Source organism: Halomonas sp. 111 (genome assembly GCF_052379685.1).
Classification (GTDB): Bacteria; Pseudomonadota; Gammaproteobacteria; order Pseudomonadales; family Halomonadaceae; genus Vreelandella; species Vreelandella citrativorans.
Genome location: NZ_JBQSYV010000004.1, coordinates 193,877 through 215,401 on the forward strand (window position 1 = coordinate 193,877; position 21,525 = coordinate 215,401).

The window sequence follows — 21,525 nt, forward strand, 5'->3', positions numbered from 1 at the left end:
CTTAACTGTTTTTTACTGCAACGCGCGAAATGCGCGCACGGATAGCATCATGCAGGCGCTGCCTTTCGCCACGATCGCTTTTGTACTCTATGTTGCTGCTGCCACTTGGCAGGGCATGACCCTTTTTCGCCGCGTGCCGCCACGCCAAGGCATGGTGCGCCTGCTGGGTGCCTTGGGCCTGCTGCTCCATATCCCGGTGGTCGTCCAACTGATGGGGCAATCCCCAGGCCTCCTGCCTGGATTTACCACCAGCGCGACGCTTTTCATGGCGGTCGCCGTTAATGTGCTGTTGATAGCGAGCCTTTTCAAGCCAGTGCTTAACGTCGGCATCGTTCTCTTTCCTTTAGCGGGTGTCGCGCTGATTACCGCCACCTGGCTCCCCAGCCACACTAGCCAAACGGGCCTGACACCCGGCATTCTGCTGCATGCCATTAGCTCCGCGCTAGCGTTTGCCATGCTCGCAATTGCAGCGATACAGGCAATTCTGGTGGGATTACAAAACCAGGCGCTACGCCATCACCATATTCGCGGCATCGTGCAGTCGCTTCCTCCGCTAACCACGATGGAACGCGTCCTGTTTGAGTTGGTCTGGGCAGGCATTTTGCTACTAACGCTCTCGATTGTGAGCGGCTTTATCTTTCTTGATAATATTTTTGCCCAGCATTTATTACATAAAACCGTTCTTTCATTAGGTGCATGGGTTATTTTCACAACCCTACTCATTGGCCGCTATCGCTTCGGTTGGCGCGGCATGCGCGCAGTACGGTGGACACTGGGTGGTTGCACGCTTTTGATACTGGCCTACTTTGGCAGTAAGTTTGTGCTTGAGATACTGCTCAATCGCTAAGCCCATATACACGGCTATGGCTGTCTTGACACACCTTCTTCTAGCTTCTACAAACCGTGCTTGATACGGCATAAAGGAATTTTCGACTTGAGCGACGACTTCCCCTTGGGATTACTATTCGGCCTTCTTGGCTTACTAGTACTGCTATCGGCTTTTTTCTCCAGCTCTGAAACCGGCATGATGTCGATTAATCGTTACCGCCTGAGCCATCAGGCCAACAGCGGTGATCGGCGCGCCAAACGGGTCATGCGCCTGCTTACCCGCCCTGACCGCTTGATTGGCGTCATTCTAATCGGCAACAATTTCGTCAATAACCTTGCGGCATCCATTGCGACTATCATCGCTATTCACTTTTTCGGCGAAGTATCAGGCCCGGCGATTTCTACTGCCATTTTAACGATTACTATTTTAATTTTTTCCGAGGTTACCCCCAAAACCTACGCGGCGATTAAACCTGAGCGTATTGCCTACCCCAGCTCTATGGCGCTGGAGCCGCTTTTGAAGCTGCTTTATCCGCTGGTGTGGCTGGTGAATATGATCTCGAACGGCCTACTGCGCCTACTGGGCGTGAAAAGCGTGGAGAATGGCGGCGACAACCTTACCCGCGACGAGCTGCGTACCGTGGTGCATGAGGCGGGTACGCTGATCCCCTACCGCCACCGCGCCATGCTGCTGTCGATCCTGGATCTTGAGAATGTCACGGTCAACGACATTATGGTGCCGCGCCATGAAGTGCTGGGGATAGACCTGGACGACTCGTTGGAAGATATTCTGACCCAAATTCGTACCAGCCAGCACACCCGCTTACCGGTTTATAAAGGCGACATCAATAACATCATCGGCATGCTGCACTTGCGCAATGCCGCGCGCTTTTTATCCCGTGACGAAGTCACCAAGGCGGCCATTGTCCAGGAAGCACGCGAACCCTACTTTATTCCTGAGTCCACACCGCTTCATACCCAACTGCTTAACTTTCAAAAGCAGAAGCGGCGTATCGGTATCGTGGTAGATGAGTATGGCGATGTCGAAGGGTTGGTAACGCTTGAAGATATTCTGGAAGAGATCGTTGGCGAGTTCACCACGGACGTATCGGAAGATGAAGAGATTCATCAGCAGGACGACGGCAGCCATGTCATTGAGGGAACGGCTAACATCCGTGAAATCAATAAAATGCTGGGATGGCACTTACCAACCGATGGCCCCAAGACCCTGAACGGGTTGATTTTAGAGCACCTTGAAGCGTTTCCCGAAGGCCCCGCCAGCCTGCAAATTAATAATATCCGTATGGAAATACTGGAGATCCGCGACAACCTGATCACCTCTGCCCGCTGCTGGCAAAACGTGCGTCTTCCAAGACGCCAGCCCTGACAGCACCTGAGATAGATAGCGCTTGAGATGGCTAGCACTTGAAATGGACAGCACTTGAATTGGACAGCACTGGGGACGACATGAACAAGTAGTGCTGAAGCGCGTTAGCGCGCGTCAATATCTTTATCGGCGGCCACTTTTAGCGCTCGCACCCGCGTTTCCAAATAGCCACGCAGCGTAACCCCATCCACCTCTTGCACATTAATGGGTGGGCCAAAATGCAGGCTAACCGGCGCCCTAAAGCGGCTTGGCCACTTTTTCAGCGCTTTACCGTTGTAGTGTGATGTCCAGGAACCCCACAAGCCTGCCAGCCCGGCGGGAATCACCGGCACATTATCGCGTGCCAGAATAGTTTCCAGCCCGCGCCTGAAGGTATGGATATCACCGTCCGGCGTTAACCGCCCTTCCGGAAATACCATAACGACTTCCCCACGACGCAGTGCCTGGCTCACTTCATCCAGCGTACGCCGCAAGGCGCCGGGGCTACGCCGTTCGGACTCAATGGGAATAGCGCCGACAAGCTGAAACCACCACTTGAGCCAGGGCGAATCGAAAATTGGCTGATCCATAACAAAACGCAGTGGCCGAGGGCTACCGCCCCCCAGGACCAGAGCATCCATAAAGCTTACGTGGTTGCACACAACCAGCGCGCCGCCGCGTTTGGGCAGGTGATAACGCCCATGCACATGCAAGCGGTAGCAAAGGCGCATAGCCAGATAAATCAGGCTCCGCAGCACTTGGCGGACAGCATTGATCCACCATCTCACGACGCCGGCTCCCGGCGCCGAAGCCCTGCCAGCACCGTGCTGACCAACTGATCCAGCAGTTCATCCACTTTAAGCTGCTGGCCTTGCCAATACCCCAAGCGTTCATTTAATCCCAGCTGTACAAGCCCATGTACGCTGCCCCATAGCGTACGCCCCAGCCGCCGAGCTTCGAGATCATCAAGCGTGGGCTGGTACTCTTTGAGAGCGGATTCCACCTGGGTAAACAGCGCTTCAATGAGGTGGCTTTGACGCTGATCCAGCTCCCCTTCTTGTGCCAAAGGGTAATCAAACAGCAGCTTCCAGCGGTAGCAGTCTTGCTCGGCGAAGTGCCAGTACGCATGCGCCAGCGCACGCAGCCAAGGCTCTGGCGCGTCTGCCGATAATGACGTAATGGTCTGCTTCAAGCCCGCCAACGTTTCGACGTTAACGTGCTGCAATAAGTTGTTAAAGCTGCCGTAAAGTTTAAGCAGCGTACTGGGCGCGCAGCCAACCTCTCTAGCCAGGGCACGCAGGGATAAATCGTGGACTGACTGTACAGCCAACCAATCATCACAAGCTTTCATGACCTGCGCATGGAGGGCATCGGGCGCATGCTGTCTAGGACGGGCCATGGCGATCTCTTCAGGTCAACGAATAACAAGAAAGAATGCCTCACAGCGCTTTAGCGTGAGCAAGGGGTAATATAGGATACCTTATATCGAACACTGTTTTCGACACTAAAACGCCACATTTAGCGCATTCTTGTGCATCTGTAATCTCTCCCATGACATGATTGAGCCGATTCTGCTTAAGGAGACTGGCATGACCGGACGCCTACATGTACACAACTTACCGCTCAAGCGTCTTCTGCCCTCACTCAAGGCGACATCCGCGCTGGTGGAATCCCCCAATCTGGCACCCCGCCAACCCGTTTCGGCTATTCGTCTAGCCCAAGGTGAATTGCAGCTCGAATCAGTTTTTTGGGGGTTAACCCCCCCGTGGTTAACGGTGCTGGATCACGCTCCACACTGCGCTAGAGCTGAGACACTCAGTTCAAAAGCCATGTTCCATGAAGCGTTTCAGGCTCGTCGCTGCGTTATTCCTGTCAGCGGTTTTTACGTCTGGAAAGTACTGCCGCGACACAAACAGCCTTATCTGGTCACAGAGGTGAGGCGCGCGCCCTTACTGCTCGGTGCGTTATGGTGTCGCTACCATACAACGCTTACCGCGTTTACTGACTCAACAGCACTGATTAGCGTACCGGCCAACGCATGCCTGGCACCGCTTAGCGACCGATTGCCGGTGGTCATTCCCCCACATGCGTTGACCACATGGCTTGACCCCGATAGCCCTTTGGAAACCGTTAAAACGTTATTAACACCCGCGCCCTTGGAACTATTAGGTGCGTTTCCAGTATCCAAGCATGTCAATAATCCTGCCTATCAATCAGCCGCTTGCGCCCACCCGGTTGGGCCAATGCTGCAATGGACCGTCCCACAGGAGCCGTAATGTTACGACCGAAAAGTAGACTATTTTATTCGCGCGTTGTACTGGCAGCGGTGCTCAGTTCCGTATGGTTTTCTCCCGGCGTGATGGCCGCTGGTGATGACCCGATAGAAGACGTTGTCATCCCGATTGCCAGCCCCTTTGACAGTCGCGACTATCGCGTGCTGACGCTTGAAAATGGTCTACAAGCGCTATTGGTAAGCGATCCTGACGCCGATAAAGCCGCTGCATCCATGAACGTCCGAGTCGGTAGCGCCCAGGATCCAGATGACCTGCAAGGGCTTGCTCATTTCCTTGAACACATGCTGTTCCTGGGTACCGAGGCGTATCCCGCTCCAGACGCCTATCAGCGCTTTATTTCTGACCACGCGGGCTCCCATAACGCCTTTACCGCTCAGCAAGATACCAACTATTTTTTTGATATCGAGCCCTCCGCTCTGCCGGAAGCGCTTGATCGCTTTAGCGAGTTTTTCCTGTCACCGCTGTTTAATGCCGACCATTTAGAGAGCGAGCGCAATATCGTTCATTCTGAGTACATGGCAAGAATTCGCGATGAGCCCCGACGCGAAAACGACGTACTTAATCAATTGCTCAACCCTGACAATGCCACCACAGGATTTGCCGTTGGCAGCCGCGAGACGTTAGCCAGCCCGCCGGCGGGAGAAGCGACGCTACGCGAACGTGTCATCGATTTTTATCACCAGCATTACGATGCCAACGTAATGAACCTGGCCATCGTTGCCCCACAGCCGCTTGATACACTCGAAGAGTGGGTGGTGGAGCGTTTTGCGGATATTCCTGACAATGGCCTGGGCGTTCCTACGATTGATGCACCGCTGGTAGATACCGATACCCTGCCACGCTACGTTGAGCGTCAGTCACTGCAAGATCGCCGCCAGCTGCGTTTTTACTTCCCCATCCCTGATCCCGAAAATGAGTACCACGCAAAACCCACTCATTTAATGTCGCATTTGTTGGGCGATGAAGGGGACGGTAGCCTTTTGGCGGTACTGCGTAATGCAGGTTTGGCCGACGGCCTGTCCGCAGGTGTTCAGCGCGGTGATGGTCAGGACGCCCTGTTTACGGTTTCCATTAGCTTGACGCCCGCCGGTGCCGAGCGGCTTGATGATATCCAGGCTACGCTATTTGCCGCCATTGATCAGCTGCGTGACGATGGATTGGCTGACTGGCGCTATACTGAACTGCGCGATTTGAGCGAGCAGGCATTTCGTTTTCAACAGCACGGCGCACCCCAGCAGGAAGCTACTCAGCTCGCCATGAATTTGTCCCGCTACCCGGTTGAGGATGTGCAGTATGCCGCGTATCGCATGGATGCACCGGACACTGAGCGCCAGCAAGCGTATCTGGCTGCGCTAACGCCGGACAACATGCTGCGCTTTTACTCTGCGCCCGAGGTGGAAAGTGACACGGTTTCGCCCTGGTTCTCGACCCAGTGGCGAGAACAACCGCCTGTTCAAGAAGGTCTTGCGCTTGAAGGTTTGGCCCTGCCTGAACCCAACCCCTTTATTGCCAGCGACCTTGCCCTTATTGAAGGCCAGGACGAGCACCCAAGCCTAATGATCGACACGCCATTCTTTAAGGTTTGGCACATGCAGGACTCACGCTTTAATACACCAAGCGTTGAGTGGCGGGTCAGTTTGCAGTATCCCGACGCCAGCTATTCGGCCGAAGAGGTCGTACTGACGCAGTTGCTGGCTGGGTGGCTAAACGACAGCTTGAATGAACCACTTTATCCCGCATGGATGGCCGGTCAGTCGTTTAGCGCCTACCCGCACGCACGTGGGATGACGCTATCATTTTCCGGTTGGCGTGATGGTCAGACACCGCTTATTGAGCAAGCCATTGATCAGCTTAAAACGGCTGAGATTAGCGAAGGCGCCTTTGATCGCGTGCAATATCAGCTGCAGAGAGAGCTGGTTAATGCGCCGCAATCATCGCTTTATGGCCAGGCAAGCCGCACGCTGGGTGAAGCCCTGCTGACCCCACGCTGGTCGACAGCCGAACTACTTGACGCCAGTCAGCGCCTTGACCAGCAGCACCTTGAGAACTTCCGTAAGCGCTTTTTGGGCGGGCTCTATATCGACGCCATGGCGATTGGCAACCTGGATGAAGCTCTCGCCCAGGAACAAGCCGAGCGGGTGCGCAGCAAGCTGCGCCCAGGCTTGACGCGAGAAGATATTCCAACGCTTAGCCCGCTGGCCATTGACACGACTTCCAGCGTACTGCACCTGCACAGCACCCGCGACGAGTCCCTGGTGCTGCGTTACTTACAAGGGCGAGACCAAAGCCCTAAAGAACAAGCAACCATTAGTGTGATTGCCCAGTGGCTGGAGACGCCCTTTTATCAACAACTGCGCACGGAAGAACAGCTGGGCTATATTGTGAACGCGGGTTATTCCCCCCTGCTTGAGGCACCTGGCATTGCACTACTCGTTCAATCTCCGGATGTGGACAGCGAAACGGTCGCTGCGCACATGGATGCCTTTTTAGCTGACGCTGGCGAAGCACTTAAGCAACTCGACGATGCTGAACTCGACGCCTATCGCAAAGCGGTCCATGCCAGTTTGAGCGAGCGTGATACCAGCCTTGCGGGCATGGCCAACCGTTACTGGCAGGCCACCGCGCTGGATGAGATCCGCTTTGACCGTCGTGAAGAGCTGGCCAACCTGGCACTTGAGGTTAGCGCTGCGGATATTCAAGCTGCATGGCCAGAGCTACTTGGCCACCAGCTTGATATACGCTTCGACCCGGGTGATGAACCCAGCGATGTAACGCCTTACCGCGAAGCGCTAACGCCGTTTGCCCAGCGCAACATTCCGTAAATGAATGTGCCGCTCAGGCATCGAACGCCTGGGCGGGCATCATGGCCTCGACAAACATTACCAGCTCTTCAAGGATCTGCCGCTCACGCTCGCTGAGCGGCTGCTGATTGTAGCGCTCGATCTCCCGAGCAAAGGCCTTAAGCGTAAAGCCGGACATCGCCGGATCATTAATACGCATCCAGCGAAACGCCTCCCACTGCTCGCGCTCGTCACCTTCCAGCGTGTCAGGGTAGCTACGCGCCCGATAGCGAAACAGCATCTCCTCAAGGCGCGGGTCCTGAAAGGCAAACCGCTGCCCTACCAGATCCCAGGGTTCCATCTTACGCACCTGCTCCATCTGCTGCCGATCGGCGGCGGAAAAGAAGTTGCCGGAGTAAAGCATCATGTCAGGGTCGTGGGGAGCGTCATCAAAGTTGGTCTTAAAGACCTCGGCCACTTTAGGCGTCACTCCCTGGGCGCTGCGCAAGGTTTTCCAGTGCTGGCGGCACGTTGCAATATCCAACCCTAAACGCTCAACAATCGCGCCATACGCTCCTTTTTGCGGCCCCTCTATGTCCTTGAGCACGCTCGACGGAAAGATCACCGGGCAACGGTTGATATGAATGACCTTGAGTGGAATACGCGCCTCACCTTCCGCTAAATCCTGCTGACTGACAAAGACGCGCTCGCGTATTTGCTCAGGCGAAAGCGTAAGAAAGTCGCTTGGATCAACACTCAGGTCGTACACGATCATTCCATTAGGGTTGGTAGGGTGCTCAGCTAACGGCATTACCAAGGCGCTGCAACCACGGCTGGCCGGGTAGCGGCGGGAAATGTGCAAAAGCGGCTTGGCATTAGGCAGGTCAAGCTGCTGGGCAACCGCGCGTTTGCCGCGCAGGCCAAGCAAGTAATCGAAGAGCTTAGGGTTACGTGTTTTGAGCAGTCGCGCTAGGGCAATGGTTGCCCGAACGTCGGCCACCGCATCATGCGCACCTTCATGCTCAATCCCGTTGGCTTTGGTTAAATGCTCAAGCTTAAAGCTTGGCGCACCATCTTCACGTAGCGGCCACTCAATGCCATCCGGGCGTAGCGCGTAAAATGCGCGCACCACATCAATTAAATCCCAACGGGAGTTACCGTTTTGCCATTCGCGGGCGTAGGGGTCGAGCAGGTTACGATAGAACAGGTGACGAGACACTTCATCATCAAAGCGTAAGCTGTTGTATCCCGCAACACAGGTGCCCGGCTCGCTCATGTGGCGCTGCACTTCACTGGCAAACTGCGCTTCAGGCAGACCGTGACGTCGCGCTTTTTGTGGGGTAATCCCGGTAATCAAACACGCGGCAGGATGAGGCAGGTAATCGTCTGCTGGCTTGCAGTAAAGCTCGATAGGCTCACCGATCTCGTTTAAGTCCGCATCGGTACGCAGCGCAGCAAATTGAGCGGGCCGATCTCGACGTGGATCGGCCCCGAACGTTTCATAGTCATGCCACAAAAAACTGGCAGGGGCGGCATTAGGTGGCGCCATGAACAAGCACTCCGCAAGGCAGCAAAAATCCTAGCCTAGCACACCCAGCGCCTTTCTCGCCGCCTGTTGCCCTCCTGTCTTGTCAGCTTTTGGGCAACGTCACATTCAGCTCAAGTACTGAGCAGTTATCTTCGCTATCCAGCGAAATCTGAATGGCATTGTCGTCGACATGCACATAGCGACGAATAACTTCGAGCAGTTCGCGCTCAAGTAGCGGCATGTAGTCAGGCTGACCACGCTGGCTCCGCTGATGCGCCACGATGATTTGTAACCGTTCTTTGGCCACCGAGGCGGATTTCTTGCGCTCACGCTTCAAGAATTCCAAGAGTTTCATCGACGGTTACCTCCAAACATACGACTAAGCAGACCTTTGCGCTGCACCTCATGAAAACGTAACGGAATCTCCTCACCCAGCAGACGTGAAACGGTATCCGTATACGCCTGACCTGCATCACTTGATGCATCGTGAGTGACCGGCACCCCCTGGTTCGAGGCGCGAAGCACAGCTTCGGACTCAGGAATCAGACCCAGTAAGTGAACGGCCAGAATTTCACGAATATCCTCAAGGGTTAGCATATCCCCGGAGGTCACCCGTTCAGGGTTATAGCGGGTAACGAGCAGGTGCTCTTTAATCGGATCACCACCCTGCTCAGCACGCCGGGTTTTTGATGCCAAAAGGCCCAAAATACGGTCAGAATCGCGTACCGATGAGACTTCCGGGTTGGTGACCACAATCGCTTCGTCGGCAAAATACATGGCAAGCTGCGCACCACGCTCAATACCGGCAGGCGAGTCACAGATAATAAAGTCAAATTCTTCTCGAAGCTTTTCCAACACCTCCGCTACCCCTTCCTGGGTTAGCGCATCTTTATCCCGGGTTTGCGAAGCGGGCAGGATATACAGATTTTCAACACGCTTATCACGGATCAACGCCTGGTTAAGGCCAGCTTCGCCCTGAATAACATTTACAAGGTCATACACTACACGACGCTCGCACCCCATAATCAGGTCAAGGTTTCGAAGCCCTACATCAAAATCAATGACCACGGTTTTTTTACCACGCAGGGCCAGACCTGTTGAGATTGCTGCAGCGCTAGTGGTTTTACCGACCCCCCCTTTACCTGAGGTCACAACAATAATTTTAGCCAAGATTCACTTCCTTCTTGAAGTCGTTCATCGCGAGCGCATGACGCTGAACGAATAACGGGAACGTCAATGTCACAAAAGCCCTACTGTAACGGATAGGCAAGGCAGCGTCGCTAAGCATTAAGCATGGATGCACGCTGCGTTGAAAGCATCAACCCAACGGCTTAATTTCAAGCTGCTCTTTTATAAAATGAACTTCTGCGGCGCGGCCCAAAAGCCGGGGATCAACATCTTCGAGGCGTTTGTAATTCCCAGCCACCGAAAGCAGCTCAGCCTCAAGCTCGCGGCAGTAAATACCGGCCTGAGTATTACCATGAATACCTGCCAGCGCCCGTCCCCGCAGTGCACCGTAAATATGAATACTACCTGCTGCTAGTACTTCTGCACCCGCATTGACGGCACCAATAACGATTAGATCCCCATCCGATGCGCTGACCTGCTGGCCTGAACGAACGGTACCGCGATAAAGCCGTGTTGCCGCACTCTTGGCGTGTGCCTCAATACGGTCGTCGTCAGAGGCATTGTTTTTTGAGGCTTCCTCTTTGCTGCTGACGCTCTCCAGTGCTCGAGCGCGCGTCTCCTCTACAGGTGCAAACCACCCAAGCCCCAATGCCCAAGCCGACTGGCGTACCGGCTCTGAACCGCCGCGCACCGCAACGGGTAAAAGTTTGTGATCCCGGCAAACGGCGCATATTCTTTCCAAAGCCAAATGAGGCTCATCAAGCTTTTCCACGCTTAGCACAACCGGTGTATGCTGGAAGAAGGCAGGAGACTGAGACAGTTTACCGGCCAACTGCCGCCGGATATGCTCAGGGTCAGCGCTACTTAATTCCATGACGGTCATCGGCAGCATGCCGCCTTTAAAGGTAAATGCCATGTTGGCACTATCGGCGTTGAGGCTCATAGCCGAACTCCATGTCATGTTCAGGTAAGATAAAGGTAGCGCAATTTGGCGCCTTTGGGTGTGAAGAATCAATTTCTATTACACCCTGGTAAGGCAAAGCTAAGCGACAGCGCCGATGACTGCAACCGCTGTTCAATAATGGCTAATTTTTTTCATGCTACGCACCTCTACGCAGGATGATCCATGCACGGACTGTTAAGACGCCTGTTCGCTCCTCGTTGGCAACACCCCGACCCCGAGGTACGCCGACAGGCCCTCTCTCGACTTGGCCCCCACCAGGCTGAACAGCGCGAAGCGCTGCAAGCACTCGCGCACGATAGTGACAGCAGCATCCGCTTGGCGGCCCTGCTCGCGCTGGATGATGTCGAAGGATTGGTGGCAGGCTACCCTGACCACAGCCAGCAAGAGGCATGGTTCAATGCCGTGAGTCAGCGGCTTAGCGGTCTTGAAGGCAGCACCGAACTGCAACAACGCCAAGCCCTGGTGGAAGGGCTGGACGAGCCACGGCTTTTAAACGTGATTGCCTTACAAGGCGACAACCTTGATCTGCGCCTGACCGCTCTTGCCCGGCTAACCAGTGAAGACGACTTGATTAAGCAAGCGTGCCAAAACGGTGTCGCGGCTGTTCGTCATCGCGCCGCCGAGCGTATTGAGACAGAAGAGGGCCTAAAGCGCCTGCTTAAAGATGCGCGACGTGATCGTTATGTAACGCGCCTTGCCCGCGAAAAACTCGGCCAGCAGCGAACCGATGCCGAATGGCTGGCTCGCCAACAGCAGCAGCTGGAGCACCTTCTTCACCAGATGGAACAGCAGGCTCGCGCGCCTTGGGAGCCGCTATATGGCGGTCGCTTTCGCCATTTAGAGCGCGAATGGAAGAACCTGACGCCCCCGCCCAGCGCCGAGCAAGAGCAGCGCTTTCATCAAGCCATGCTGAGCTGTCGTAAAACGCTTCACGACCATGAAACGCAGGAGCAGGCTCGCCAGCAGAGCCTTGCCCGCCGAGAGGAAGCGGATCAGACACGTGATCAGTTGCTTGATGGGCTAGAGGAGACGCTTGAAAGTCTTCATCATGCTACCGAGCTGACCGTTCAGGATATTGACAGCCTACGTGCCCAACGCCAGCTTTTCAGCCAACGCTGGCAAGCGATCTCCGACGTACACTCGCCCAGCGAGCCTGCAAGCCAACGCTACACGCAAGCCATTATTCAATATGAGCAGTGCCTGGATGCCTGGCAGCGCTGGCAAGATGTCAGCGTCGTGCTTGAGCAAGCGCTTGCGGATAATGACCACCACGCCATGCGTCGCCTGCTTAACGAATGCGACTGGCCAAAAGCATTTACGCCGCCCGCGTTAATACAGCGCGTTCAGGCAACACTTGCCAGCGAGTCTCACTCACCGGCAGCTAGTCCACACGCCTCGGTTTCATTAAGCACTTATGAAGCAGAACTCGATAGCTTTGAGCACCTGCTTGAGCGTGGCGCCTTCAAAAGTGCCAGCCATCTTCACCAGCGCTTAAAACCGCAAATCGAAGCCCTGCAAATGGCGGAAGCCAAGCCGCTGAAGGCACGCTTAAAGCAGTCCGGCGCGCGCCTTGCCGAGCTACGCGATTGGCGCGGCTTTGTCGCAGGGCCCAAGCGCGAGCAGTTATGTTCAAGCATTGAAGCACTGGCCAACGACCCGCACATGGCGGAAACCGCGCTTGACCGCCACCACCGCCAGCTAGTGAAAGAGTGGAAGTCGCTGGGCGATGCCGCCGCCAATCGCGAACAGTCCGCGCGCTTTCGTGCCGCATCTGACCGCATCCACGAGCGGCTAGCCCCATGGCGCGACCAGCTAGGTCAGGAGCGTGAAGCGAACCTGCAAGCCCGCGAGCAGCTGTGTGAACAGCTTGAAACACTGCTCGCCCAGCCAGCGGAGGACGCTGACCCGGATGTACTACGTGAAATTCGCGACAAGGCACGCCATCAATGGCGTCACTACTCGCCGGTGCCTCGCGAGCGCTCTGAGGCTGTTGGTCAGCGGTTTGGAAAAATCCGCCATCAGTTGCAAACATTAATTGATCAGCGGGCCGAGCAGATCGCCTCTCAAAAGCAGGCACTCATTGACGAAGTGCGGGCGCTTCGTCACGACCAGCAACAGCCTTTGGCTCAACGCATTACACAAACCAAGCAACTACAGCAGCACTGGCGCCAGTTAGGGCGCGCACCCAAAGGGGCGGAACAAACCCTTTGGAAGGCGTTCCGGCACGAGTGCGATCAGCTGTTTGCTCAGCGCGAAGCCCACAAGAGTGAGCAGGCTGCCCATCAGCAACAGCAGCTTGAAGCCATGCAAATACTTATCGATCAAATGGACAGCTGGCAACCCACTACCGCCAATGAAACCAGCACGCTGGACGACTTTTTGAACCAGGTCAGCCAGCTTGAGCCACTGCCGCGAAACCGGCGTAGCGAAGGCATGCAGCGTCGCCTAAGCGGTATTGTGCGCGCCAAGCGCGAGCGTTTGAGTCGTCTGAAGATTGCAGATACCGTTCAGCAATGGCAGCTTATTTTACCGCTCGTTAACGCACACCTGGCCGCCGATCAGCGCTATCTGGACGGCGGGGCCGCGGAAACTATCAACGCTGACGATATCATCAGCACGCCGCTTCCCAGCGTATTTGTCGAGGCGCATCAGACGCGTAACCACCAGCGTCAATCCACGCCACTCCCTTTGTCGCTGGACGATGAGGCAGCACGGGCAGACGCCATTTCTCGGCTGCGGGTGCATCTGTCTTTATTAACCAGCGGCAGCATCCGGCAAAGCGACGAGCCTTTGCGCCTGGCGATCCAGGTAGAGCGCTTGAATGAAGGAATTCGCCAAGAACGTGGTCGCGAAGAAGAAATTATCGATGTTTTAGCCGCGCTATTAGCGCTTGGCCCGGTATCGATGGCGCAGTGGGAAAAAGAAGCCAGGGAACTGGATAGCTTATTGCGCGACCTGGGGCATATCCCGCCCCCCTGATCGCCCCATCAATGCGACAACAACACAACGGGCGGGAGGCGATTCGCCTCCCATTTTGCATGCTCCCTTGTGAGGAATAAGCCGTCGCGTAGGCACGGGTGGCCTAGCCCATAAATTGCCCACCGTTAATATCGATGTTGGCGCCGGTAATAAAGCCAGACTCTTTATCGGCAAGGAACGTCACCAATCGACCAATTTCTTCCGGCGTACCGTAGCGTTTTACCGGAATCGTTTCGCGAATGGCTTCACGCACTGGCTCCGGAATTTTCATAATCATGTCGGTGGCAATATAGCCAGGCGATACGGTATTTACCGTAATGCCTTTGGTGGCCGTTTCCTGCGCCAGCGACATGGTTAAACCGTGCATACCGGCTTTAGCGGCAGCGTAGTTAACCTGGCCAAACTGCCCTTTACGGCCATTGATGGAGGAGATATTAATAATTCGACCATAGCCATTTTCGAGCATCATCTCGATCACGCTACGACAAGTATTAAAGACGCTATTAAGGTTGGTATCGATGACCTGATACCACTGTTCGTAGGCCATTTTTTTCATCGTGCCGTCGCGGGTAATGCCAGCACAGTTTACCAGCACGCTAATTGGACCGTACTGTTCGTGGATCTCACGCGCAGCATCCAGGCATGCGTTATGGTCAGACAGGTCGACCCCGAGTGTTGTAATATTCTGATAACCGGCAGCTTGCTGGGTATCCAGCCAGGTTTTGGCTTTTTCGGGATTGTTATACCCTGCCACCACCCTATAACCCGCATCTGCCAACGAACGACAAATTGCCGTGCCGATCCCACCAGTTCCACCAGTTACCCAGGCGACGGGGGCTTGATTGGCCATTGACTACCTCCCTGATATGACAAATGGCTTGGACGCTAAGTACTGTTATGGTCCGCAAACCATTTCGAATAAGCGTCAAGCGCTTGTATCACTAACAGCACGCCACCGCTTTTATTGTTAGGCGGCCTACCGACAGTAAGCTTTTTATTGGGACCATGGGAAGCATAGCTTTACTCTTTGCATATTGCAGTACGATGAATATCAGCCTTTCGTGCTTTGTTTTCCACAAGGGGTTGACGTGGCGCAAAAAATCCGTAGAATACGCCTCACGTTGATGCGGGGTGGAGCAGTTTGGTAGCTCGTCGGGCTCATAACCCGAAGGTCATCGGTTCAAATCCGGTCCCCGCTACCAATATTTTAAAAGGCAGATCAGTTACTTACTGATCTGCCTTTTTGCGTTTACCCTCCCCTCTCTTCGCATCTCCCCAGCACTACGCCACCGCACACCGTTATGCCGAGCGCATCACGCCGACGCTCGACATCGAATACCCTTACCGAAAAACCAAAGCACAGCTCCCAGCAAGCCACATAAGCAACTTACCGGGCTGACTCAGGCAACCTAACTGTACATCCAAGCCCCCAAAATTAGCGCCGAGACTCACTGGCCAGCTACACGCCTGTTCGTTTCTTGTCAGGGGAAATACTAACGATATTTTGCGGCTCTCCCTTTACAAAAAACGCATGGATATTATCAACCGACCCATTGAGAAAACGCGAAAAGGTCTCTTCGGTCTTCCACGCCATATGCGGCGTTATCATGACATTATCCAATGCCGCAAAGGCATTATGCTGCGGTAGCGGCTCTTCACAGAAAACATCAAGCCCCGCCCCACCAATCTTCTTACGCTGCAAAGCATCAATGAGCGCCGCTTCGTCAATAATAGGCCCGCGTGATGTATTGACCAGAATCGCATCAGGCTTCATTAGCTCAAAATGCTCCGTCGTCAGTAACCCTTCCGTTTCAGGCACAAGCCTTACATGGATACTAACGGCGTCCGCTTGGGTGAGCAGGCTTTCTAGTGACACGTACTCTGCTCCCACCTGAACGGCCCGCTCCTGGGTCAGTCTGGGGCCCCATACAATGACTCGCATACCAAAGGCCTGCGCCATTCTCGCCACGGCACAACCAATCTTGCCCAGACCAATCAGGCCAATGGTTTTACCGCTCAAATTACTGGTAACAATCGCTGGCCACTCTCCAGTGGACATCCGGCGATCTACCTCAACAATCCGCTTGGTGAGATTAAGTAAAAACGCAAAGGTCATCTCGGTTACCGCCGCCGTAGACCCACCCGGCGTCGTTGCAATCGAAATCCCCGCTTCGTCCACTGCATCTTTATCCACATGAGCCAGCCCCGTACCGGTTTGGGCGATCAGCTTTAGGTCAGGTAAAGCCGCGATAAGGTCTCGATCAATCAAGGTGCGCTCCCTGAGCGGGATAATCGCATCGGCCCCTTGAAGCCGGCTCACCAGGGTTTCAAAGGCAGGCACATCACCATAGACCGATACCTCAGAGAATTCGCGCAAGCGAGATACGGCAGGGTGCTCCTTCATACAGCCTTCCCAATCATCAAGAATCACCGTCTTCATATACACTCCTTCTCTAGCGCAGGCCAAGGCCGGACATAGCATTGCCTGAGCCGTGTGGTTATCGCTCAATCACTATTTAATTAAGGGCATCTCTCTTGGGCAACTGCTCTTCAAGCGCTTCCCAACTGCTCTGTATATGCCGCCGCATCAATAAGCCCGCCACCTCCACATCACCTTCCGAGATAGCGGAGGCTATACGCTCGTGTTCATAAAGTGCGATTTTTCCGCGTCCTGTAACATGTCGATGCTTATTCCTTAACAGGGTTAGCTGCGGGCGAAGCTCGTGGGTTAAATAACGCTGAATGAGTGGATTACCGGACATTCGTGCGGTAATTAAATGAAAATCATACTCCTCAGACTCCTGAAGATAGGCTCCCTCAGGATGAGATGTCACTTGACTGGCATGTAACTGCAGTAACGTAAGGTATTCATCGGCAGTGGATGCATTGGCACGACTGGCCGCCAACATGGCGGCTTCAGCCTCAAGAGCAGCTCTGACCTGGTAGATCGCCCGAGCATCTTCGTACCGCATTTCACGCACGTGCGCCCCACTGTTCGGCACGATAGTAACGAGCCCGCACTCGCTAAGGCTTTTGAGCGCCATACGCACCGGCCCCCGACTAACACAAAAGCGCTCAGCCAACGCGACCTCTCCAAGACGAGTCCCAGCCTGCAGCTGCCCTTTAAGTATTTCATCGTACAAGCCACTAGCCACTCGCTCAGCTGCCAAACCATGCGTTTCTTCTTTTATTGTAGACAAAATACTTATCCTCCGAAGACAACACACTCTATATAATTTTCAATAATTTCCAAAAAATATCTTAAAAAATAGATCTTTTGTTTACATATCCGAGGATTGACAGGAACTACTATATGTATTTCTATATTCACGCACAAATGATTGTCTTACAATTGTCTATGATGAAGCGGAGTGACCACCATGATCGATAAGAAGAAAGTCATCGCTACAGCTATGCTGGGTTTCTCCCTGGCGGCTGCAATTACCCCCCTCACCGCCGCAGCCCAGGAAAGCTGGCCAACACAGAAAATCACGTTCGTTGTTGCGCTTGGCCCTGGCGGGTCCGCTGATCGCACCGCTCGCGCGCTGGCTCAACGGCTCCAGGAAGACCTGGGCACGCCGATTTCAGTCATTAACCAGAATGGCGGCGGTGGTCACGTAGGGCATACTTACTTCCACAACATGCCTGCTGATGGCAGCTATTTCCTTGCCTCTTCAATCCACCCTTACGTCTCTAATGCGATTCTTGGCTTTGATGCCACTTATGATTTGTCAGACTTCGCATTCATTAACGGGCAGTGGAATGATTACGATCTTTTCGCCGTTAATGCTGATACGCCTTATGAAACGCTGGCGGACTTCATGGCGGCAGCCAAGGAAAACCCAGGGAAACTTAGAGTTTCTGTCGTACCTGGCTCGACCGGCGCTATCAACCTTGAACTGGCTCTTGAGGCCTTTGGGCTCGATAAAACAGACGTCAACATTGTCACCTATCAGTCTGGTGGTGCTGCGCGCACGGCGGTCGCTGGCGGGCAGGTAGACATGACTGTATTAGCTGCAGACGGCACACTATCAATCCAGGAATATATACGTCCTCTTGCCCTCGCGGCTGATACCGCATCGGAGGACTGGGATGCACCAACGCTTAATGCAGCGCTTGAAGAGAGCGGTCACGAGCCGGTTCCGGTGCTTGCAGGATCAATGCGAGGCCTTGCCGCGCATGCTGACTTTAAAGAGAGTAACCCCGAAGCATTCCAACAAATGGTCGATGCCTATCACAATGCGCTGCAAGATGAGGCGTTCGTTAGCCGACTAGAAGCCCAGGATATTGGTGCAGAGTGGCTTGGTCCTGAACGTACGACAGAGATCATTGAGTCCAACTTTGAAATTTTGAAGCAATACACATCAGAAGAATAAATGATTTCAATGCTGGCACATGTGCACTAATGCTTTTCGCTTAATCGTCACGGGACCAACTTGCGCTTGGTCCCATTATTATTTCAATGTGGAGGCGCTATAAAATGGTGACAGGAAAGATTTCTGCAACACATGCCTTTTTGTTAGGCCTTGTACTGGCTATAGCGGGCTTTATTACCTGGAGCGCTACTCAGGCTTCCACAACGCTGAACAATCTGGTGGTAGTGGCCCCCACCGCGATAATCATCGGCCTTCTGTCCATTGGGATTGTCGCTAAAATCTTGCTGAAGCCAGTTCCAGCTCCCTCATCCAGCAGTACGGATAAACCATCGTTATGGGGCGACATACTGCTTCTCGCAGGATTTGCCGTCTTCTGCTTTGCGTTAACCAATGTCGGCTTCGATGTTGCTACTTTTGTTTTCGTCTGGGTTGGCATTCTTATGTGTGGGAGTAAAGGTAAATGGCAACCGCCTTTGTACGCACTTTTGTTTACTGTTTTTCTCGTCAAGGGCTTTGGCTCTCTCTTCCCTTACCCAATGACCACACTAGTGCTTTAACATGATTGATCAATTCGCATTATCTCAGGCGTTTTCCCATCTTTTTACTGATCTAAGCCCTTGGCTTTGGGTTATTCCGGGCTTATTAATCGGTCTCGTTTTTGGGTCGATTCCCGGGCTGCAAATTTCCATGGCCATGGCCGTTTTCTTGCCCGTAACCTTTGGTATGGATTTTCTTCAAGCCATGCTGTTTTTAACCGCCATATTTACTGGCGGTGCCTACGGTGGCGGGGTAACCGCTATTCTTATGAACATCCCAGGGTCATCCTCGTCAATTGCGACGGCATTTGACGGATACCCTATGGCGCGAAAGGGACAACACAATGAAGCCTTGGGCCTGGGCCTGTGCGCTTCAGTTGTGGGCGCTTTCGTGGGTTATAGCCTGCTGATGTTGTTAATCAATCCACTGGCTGCTTTTGTACTTAAGATAGGCCCGCTGGAAATGGTCGTGGTGGTTCTGTGGGGATTAACCCTTATCGCGACACTCAACGATAGCAGTATGGCCAAGGGTCTGCTGGCTGGCTTCCTGGGGCTCATGCTCAGTCAAATTGGTATGTCCACAACGGGTATTATGCGCACGACGATAGGCAACCCCTACCTCCTTGATGGCATACCAGTAGTACCCGCCATGATCGGCATCTTCGCCGCTTCTGAGTTGTTACGCCTGAGAGGAAGCTCATTTCTGGTACAAAATGAGGCTCAACGTAATATATCTTTTGCGCTTATTCTCAAAGGCGTTGGGCAGACATTTCGCCATCCCGGCATCTTACTACGAGGTAGCCTCATCGGCGCAGTGATCGGCGCCATCCCAGGCGTGGGCTCATCGGTAGCTAACCTGGTCTCTTATGGTGAGGCCAAGCGAACGTCGAAAACGCCTGAAGCGTTCGGCCAAGGAGCACCCGAGGGTGTCGTGGCGGCCGAGTCCGCGAACTCCAGCTCGGAGGGAGGCTCAATGACGGCGCTATTAGCACTTGGCATTCCTGGTGGGGCTGCGACTGCTGTGCTTCTGGCCGCATTCTCTTTTCACAACATTATTGGTGGGCCATCGTTTATAAGAGACCAGACCGATATCGTCTATTCGATTATTCTCGGCAATCTGGGCCAAGTAGTACTTCTCGCGTTTTTGGGATTACTTAGCCTGCGCTTACTGGGCATGGTGGTGCGCGTTCCCTTGGCTTACCTAGTGCCCAGTGTATTAGCAATGTGTGCCTGGGGCGGCTATGGCATAACCGGCACTATCGCTGGGCCGCTAACAGTTGCCGCATTTGCAGGGCTTGGCTGGCTCATGCGACAAAACAACTATCCCGTCGCGGCAACAGTCATCGGTTTACTGCTTGGCCGCATGATGGAAGGAGAAGTCGTGCGCACCTTACAGGTGTCCGGTGGCCGACCTTTTGAATATATGATGGAGCGGCCCATTGCTCTTGCTCTTTTCATCATAATGCTGCTTGTTTTAATTGGAGCCCCCGCATTGAAAGCCTTCCGCTCTCGCCGCGCTAGCCATGAATCTAATTAAACAAATGCCTCCTCAACTTCGAGGAGGCATTACCTTTGGCATCGGCACGTTAGGCGGACTCGCTTTTTTTGCACTCTCTCTACCGTTGCCATGGGTACTGGGCAGCCTAACGGCATCACTCTTGTGCACTCAGACGACGTCTTTTCAGCCTCGTTTTCCAAACCCTTGGCGCAGTTACGCTATGGTCGCTATCGGCACGATGCTAGGCACCAGTTTCACCCCAGAAGTCGTACGACAAGCCGGGGACTGGACCATAAGCCTGATTGTCATGAGTGTGTTATCGCTGGCATTTTGTTTCATTGCCTATCAAATATTCTATCGCTTCGGGAAAATGGATAGAGTAACTGCTTTGTTCGCCGCCATACCCGGAGGACTCTCAGTCGTTTCAGTTTTGGCAGAAAATTACCGAGCCGAAGTCAGCCGTGTTGCCCTTTGCCATACCGCGCGCTTAGTGGTATTGCTAATTGCAGCGCCCATCATCATCCAGGCGACATCCGGTATTAACCTCGCTGACGCTAGTCTTGCAAGCTTCACTCACGCGGAAGCAATCGACCCTATTAACCATGGAATCCTGGCCCTGGTAGCGATAGCCAGCGGCTGGCTAGCCTGGCGATTAAACTTTCCCTCAGCGATGCTATTGATTCCATTACTCAGCTCGGGATTACTGCACGCGACTGATCTTTTAACGGTGCATGTCCCTCCCTTGCTTTCCAGCGCAGCACAGATTGTCATTGGCGCAGGAGTAGGCGCGCGATTCGAGAATTACTCCCTTCCACAAATTTTAAAAGATGGTTGGCTAGCGGCGGTGATCGGTGTACTCCTTACCTTTGGCTCCTTCGTTGCAGCCCTGTTGTTTGCGCCCATTATAGGGTTGGACAACACGCCTTTGTTCTTATCCTATTTACCTGGGGGGGCGCCGGAACTTGGCGTCGTAGCGCTTGCGTTGTCCATAGATCCCGCCATGGTGGCAGCCCACCATGTACTGCGTGTTTTCTTGATCGTAGCGATGCTACCCCTCATCGCTAGTTGGCTAGGAAAACAAATGCAGCAAGGCTAACGATAGCGCTTACGAGGCTAAATGGTGATGCTATCGCGCGCTGCACGCATTGGCGTCACCGTCTCGTCGAAGCCACTCTCAAGAGCTGGCGATATAAAGTGCTAATAGACTCCTTTAGAGCAGTGCTTGCTCCTATATTTTTCCTCTTGGCC

General features: G+C 54.0%; 18 protein-coding genes and 1 tRNA gene. 10 read left to right on the forward strand and 9 right to left on the reverse strand.

The features are described from left to right. Positions 1 to 49 precede the first annotated feature (49 nt). Positions 50 to 847: a cytochrome C assembly family protein gene (locus ACT3T7_RS04955; protein WP_087110110.1), complete on the forward strand. Its 798-nt coding sequence runs from the start codon at positions 50 to 52 to the stop codon at positions 845 to 847. Between the two features lie 87 nt (positions 848 to 934). After that, positions 935 to 2,215: an HlyC/CorC family transporter gene (locus ACT3T7_RS04960; protein WP_172118542.1), complete on the forward strand. Its 1,281-nt coding sequence runs from the start codon at positions 935 to 937 to the stop codon at positions 2,213 to 2,215. Between the two features lie 104 nt (positions 2,216 to 2,319). On the opposite strand, the gene ACT3T7_RS04965 is transcribed toward ACT3T7_RS04960, so the two are convergent. Next, entirely contained in the window at positions 2,320 to 2,925 is a 606-nt protein-coding gene (locus ACT3T7_RS04965) for a 1-acyl-sn-glycerol-3-phosphate acyltransferase (protein ID WP_140398993.1), read from the reverse strand. 53 nt (positions 2,926 to 2,978) lie between these two features. Next, positions 2,979 to 3,593, reverse strand: coding sequence for a TetR/AcrR family transcriptional regulator (locus ACT3T7_RS04970; protein ID WP_172118544.1), 615 nt, complete (start codon positions 3,591 to 3,593; stop codon positions 2,979 to 2,981). Positions 3,594 to 3,783: 190 nt separating this feature from the next. Between ACT3T7_RS04970 and ACT3T7_RS04975 the strand changes: the two genes are divergently transcribed. After that, positions 3,784 to 4,470: an SOS response-associated peptidase gene (locus ACT3T7_RS04975; RefSeq protein ID WP_444630235.1), complete on the forward strand. Its 687-nt coding sequence runs from the start codon at positions 3,784 to 3,786 to the stop codon at positions 4,468 to 4,470. Then, positions 4,470 to 7,310: an insulinase family protein gene (locus ACT3T7_RS04980; RefSeq protein ID WP_444630236.1), complete on the forward strand. Its 2,841-nt coding sequence runs from the start codon at positions 4,470 to 4,472 to the stop codon at positions 7,308 to 7,310. The genes ACT3T7_RS04975 and ACT3T7_RS04980 overlap by 1 nt, the downstream gene beginning before the upstream one ends. 13 nt (positions 7,311 to 7,323) lie before the next feature. On the opposite strand, the gene sbcB is transcribed toward ACT3T7_RS04980, so the two are convergent. The 4 genes from sbcB to minC all read right to left on the reverse strand — a co-directional run bounded on the left by sbcB (position 7,324) and on the right by minC (position 10,867). Beyond that, positions 7,324 to 8,817, reverse strand: coding sequence for an exodeoxyribonuclease I (sbcB, locus tag ACT3T7_RS04985; protein WP_444630237.1), 1,494 nt, complete (start codon positions 8,815 to 8,817; stop codon positions 7,324 to 7,326). 82 nt (positions 8,818 to 8,899) lie between these two features. After that, entirely contained in the window at positions 8,900 to 9,151 is a 252-nt protein-coding gene (minE, locus tag ACT3T7_RS04990) for a cell division topological specificity factor MinE (protein WP_018918334.1), read from the reverse strand. Then, positions 9,148 to 9,966 (reverse strand): septum site-determining protein MinD, encoded by an 819-nt coding sequence (gene minD, locus ACT3T7_RS04995; RefSeq protein ID WP_444630238.1) that lies wholly within the window; start codon positions 9,964 to 9,966, stop codon positions 9,148 to 9,150. Before minD ends, minE begins: the two co-directional genes overlap by 4 nt. 148 nt (positions 9,967 to 10,114) lie before the next feature. Further along, positions 10,115 to 10,867, reverse strand: a complete 753-nt coding sequence (gene minC, locus ACT3T7_RS05000) for a septum site-determining protein MinC (protein WP_172118549.1) — start codon at positions 10,865 to 10,867, stop codon at positions 10,115 to 10,117. Between the two features lie 183 nt (positions 10,868 to 11,050). Between minC and ACT3T7_RS05005 the strand changes: the two genes are divergently transcribed. Further along, complete coding sequence (locus ACT3T7_RS05005) at positions 11,051 to 13,867, forward strand: DUF349 domain-containing protein (RefSeq protein ID WP_444630239.1); 2,817 nt, start codon at positions 11,051 to 11,053, stop codon at positions 13,865 to 13,867. Between the two features lie 103 nt (positions 13,868 to 13,970). On the opposite strand, the gene phbB is transcribed toward ACT3T7_RS05005, so the two are convergent. Further along, entirely contained in the window at positions 13,971 to 14,717 is a 747-nt protein-coding gene (gene phbB, locus ACT3T7_RS05010; RefSeq protein WP_444630240.1) for an acetoacetyl-CoA reductase, read from the reverse strand. Positions 14,718 to 14,992: 275 nt separating this feature from the next. On the opposite strand from phbB, the gene ACT3T7_RS05015 reads away from it, so the two are divergent. Then, positions 14,993 to 15,069: transfer RNA gene (locus tag ACT3T7_RS05015), tRNA-Met, on the forward strand. A 257-nt stretch (positions 15,070 to 15,326) separates the two neighbouring features. On the opposite strand, the gene ACT3T7_RS05020 is transcribed toward ACT3T7_RS05015, so the two are convergent. Beyond that, the gene (locus ACT3T7_RS05020; RefSeq protein ID WP_444630241.1) at positions 15,327 to 16,307 is read right to left on the reverse strand and encodes a D-2-hydroxyacid dehydrogenase family protein; all 981 of its coding nucleotides are present in this window, start codon (positions 16,305 to 16,307) and stop codon (positions 15,327 to 15,329) included. 76 nt (positions 16,308 to 16,383) lie between these two features. Next, positions 16,384 to 17,067 (reverse strand): GntR family transcriptional regulator, encoded by a 684-nt coding sequence (locus ACT3T7_RS05025; RefSeq protein WP_193055166.1) that lies wholly within the window; start codon positions 17,065 to 17,067, stop codon positions 16,384 to 16,386. A gap of 180 nt (positions 17,068 to 17,247) precedes the next feature. Here ACT3T7_RS05025 and ACT3T7_RS05030 point away from each other — a divergent pair, with 180 nt between their 5' ends. The 4 genes from ACT3T7_RS05030 (at position 17,248) to ACT3T7_RS05045 (ending at position 21,373) form a co-directional block, all read left to right on the forward strand. Next, positions 17,248 to 18,243 carry a Bug family tripartite tricarboxylate transporter substrate binding protein gene (locus ACT3T7_RS05030; protein ID WP_444628862.1) on the forward strand — a complete coding sequence of 332 codons (996 nt, stop codon included), beginning with the start codon at positions 17,248 to 17,250 and terminating at the stop codon, positions 18,241 to 18,243. 104 nt (positions 18,244 to 18,347) lie between these two features. Next, entirely contained in the window at positions 18,348 to 18,800 is a 453-nt protein-coding gene (locus ACT3T7_RS05035) for a tripartite tricarboxylate transporter TctB family protein (protein ID WP_226912029.1), read from the forward strand. A gap of 1 nt (position 18,801) precedes the next feature. Continuing rightward, positions 18,802 to 20,316 carry a tripartite tricarboxylate transporter permease gene (locus tag ACT3T7_RS05040; protein ID WP_193055165.1) on the forward strand — a complete coding sequence of 505 codons (1,515 nt, stop codon included), beginning with the start codon at positions 18,802 to 18,804 and terminating at the stop codon, positions 20,314 to 20,316. Continuing rightward, positions 20,303 to 21,373: an AbrB family transcriptional regulator gene (locus ACT3T7_RS05045; protein WP_444630242.1), complete on the forward strand. Its 1,071-nt coding sequence runs from the start codon at positions 20,303 to 20,305 to the stop codon at positions 21,371 to 21,373. The genes ACT3T7_RS05040 and ACT3T7_RS05045 overlap by 14 nt, the downstream gene beginning before the upstream one ends. Positions 21,374 to 21,525 lie beyond the last annotated feature (152 nt).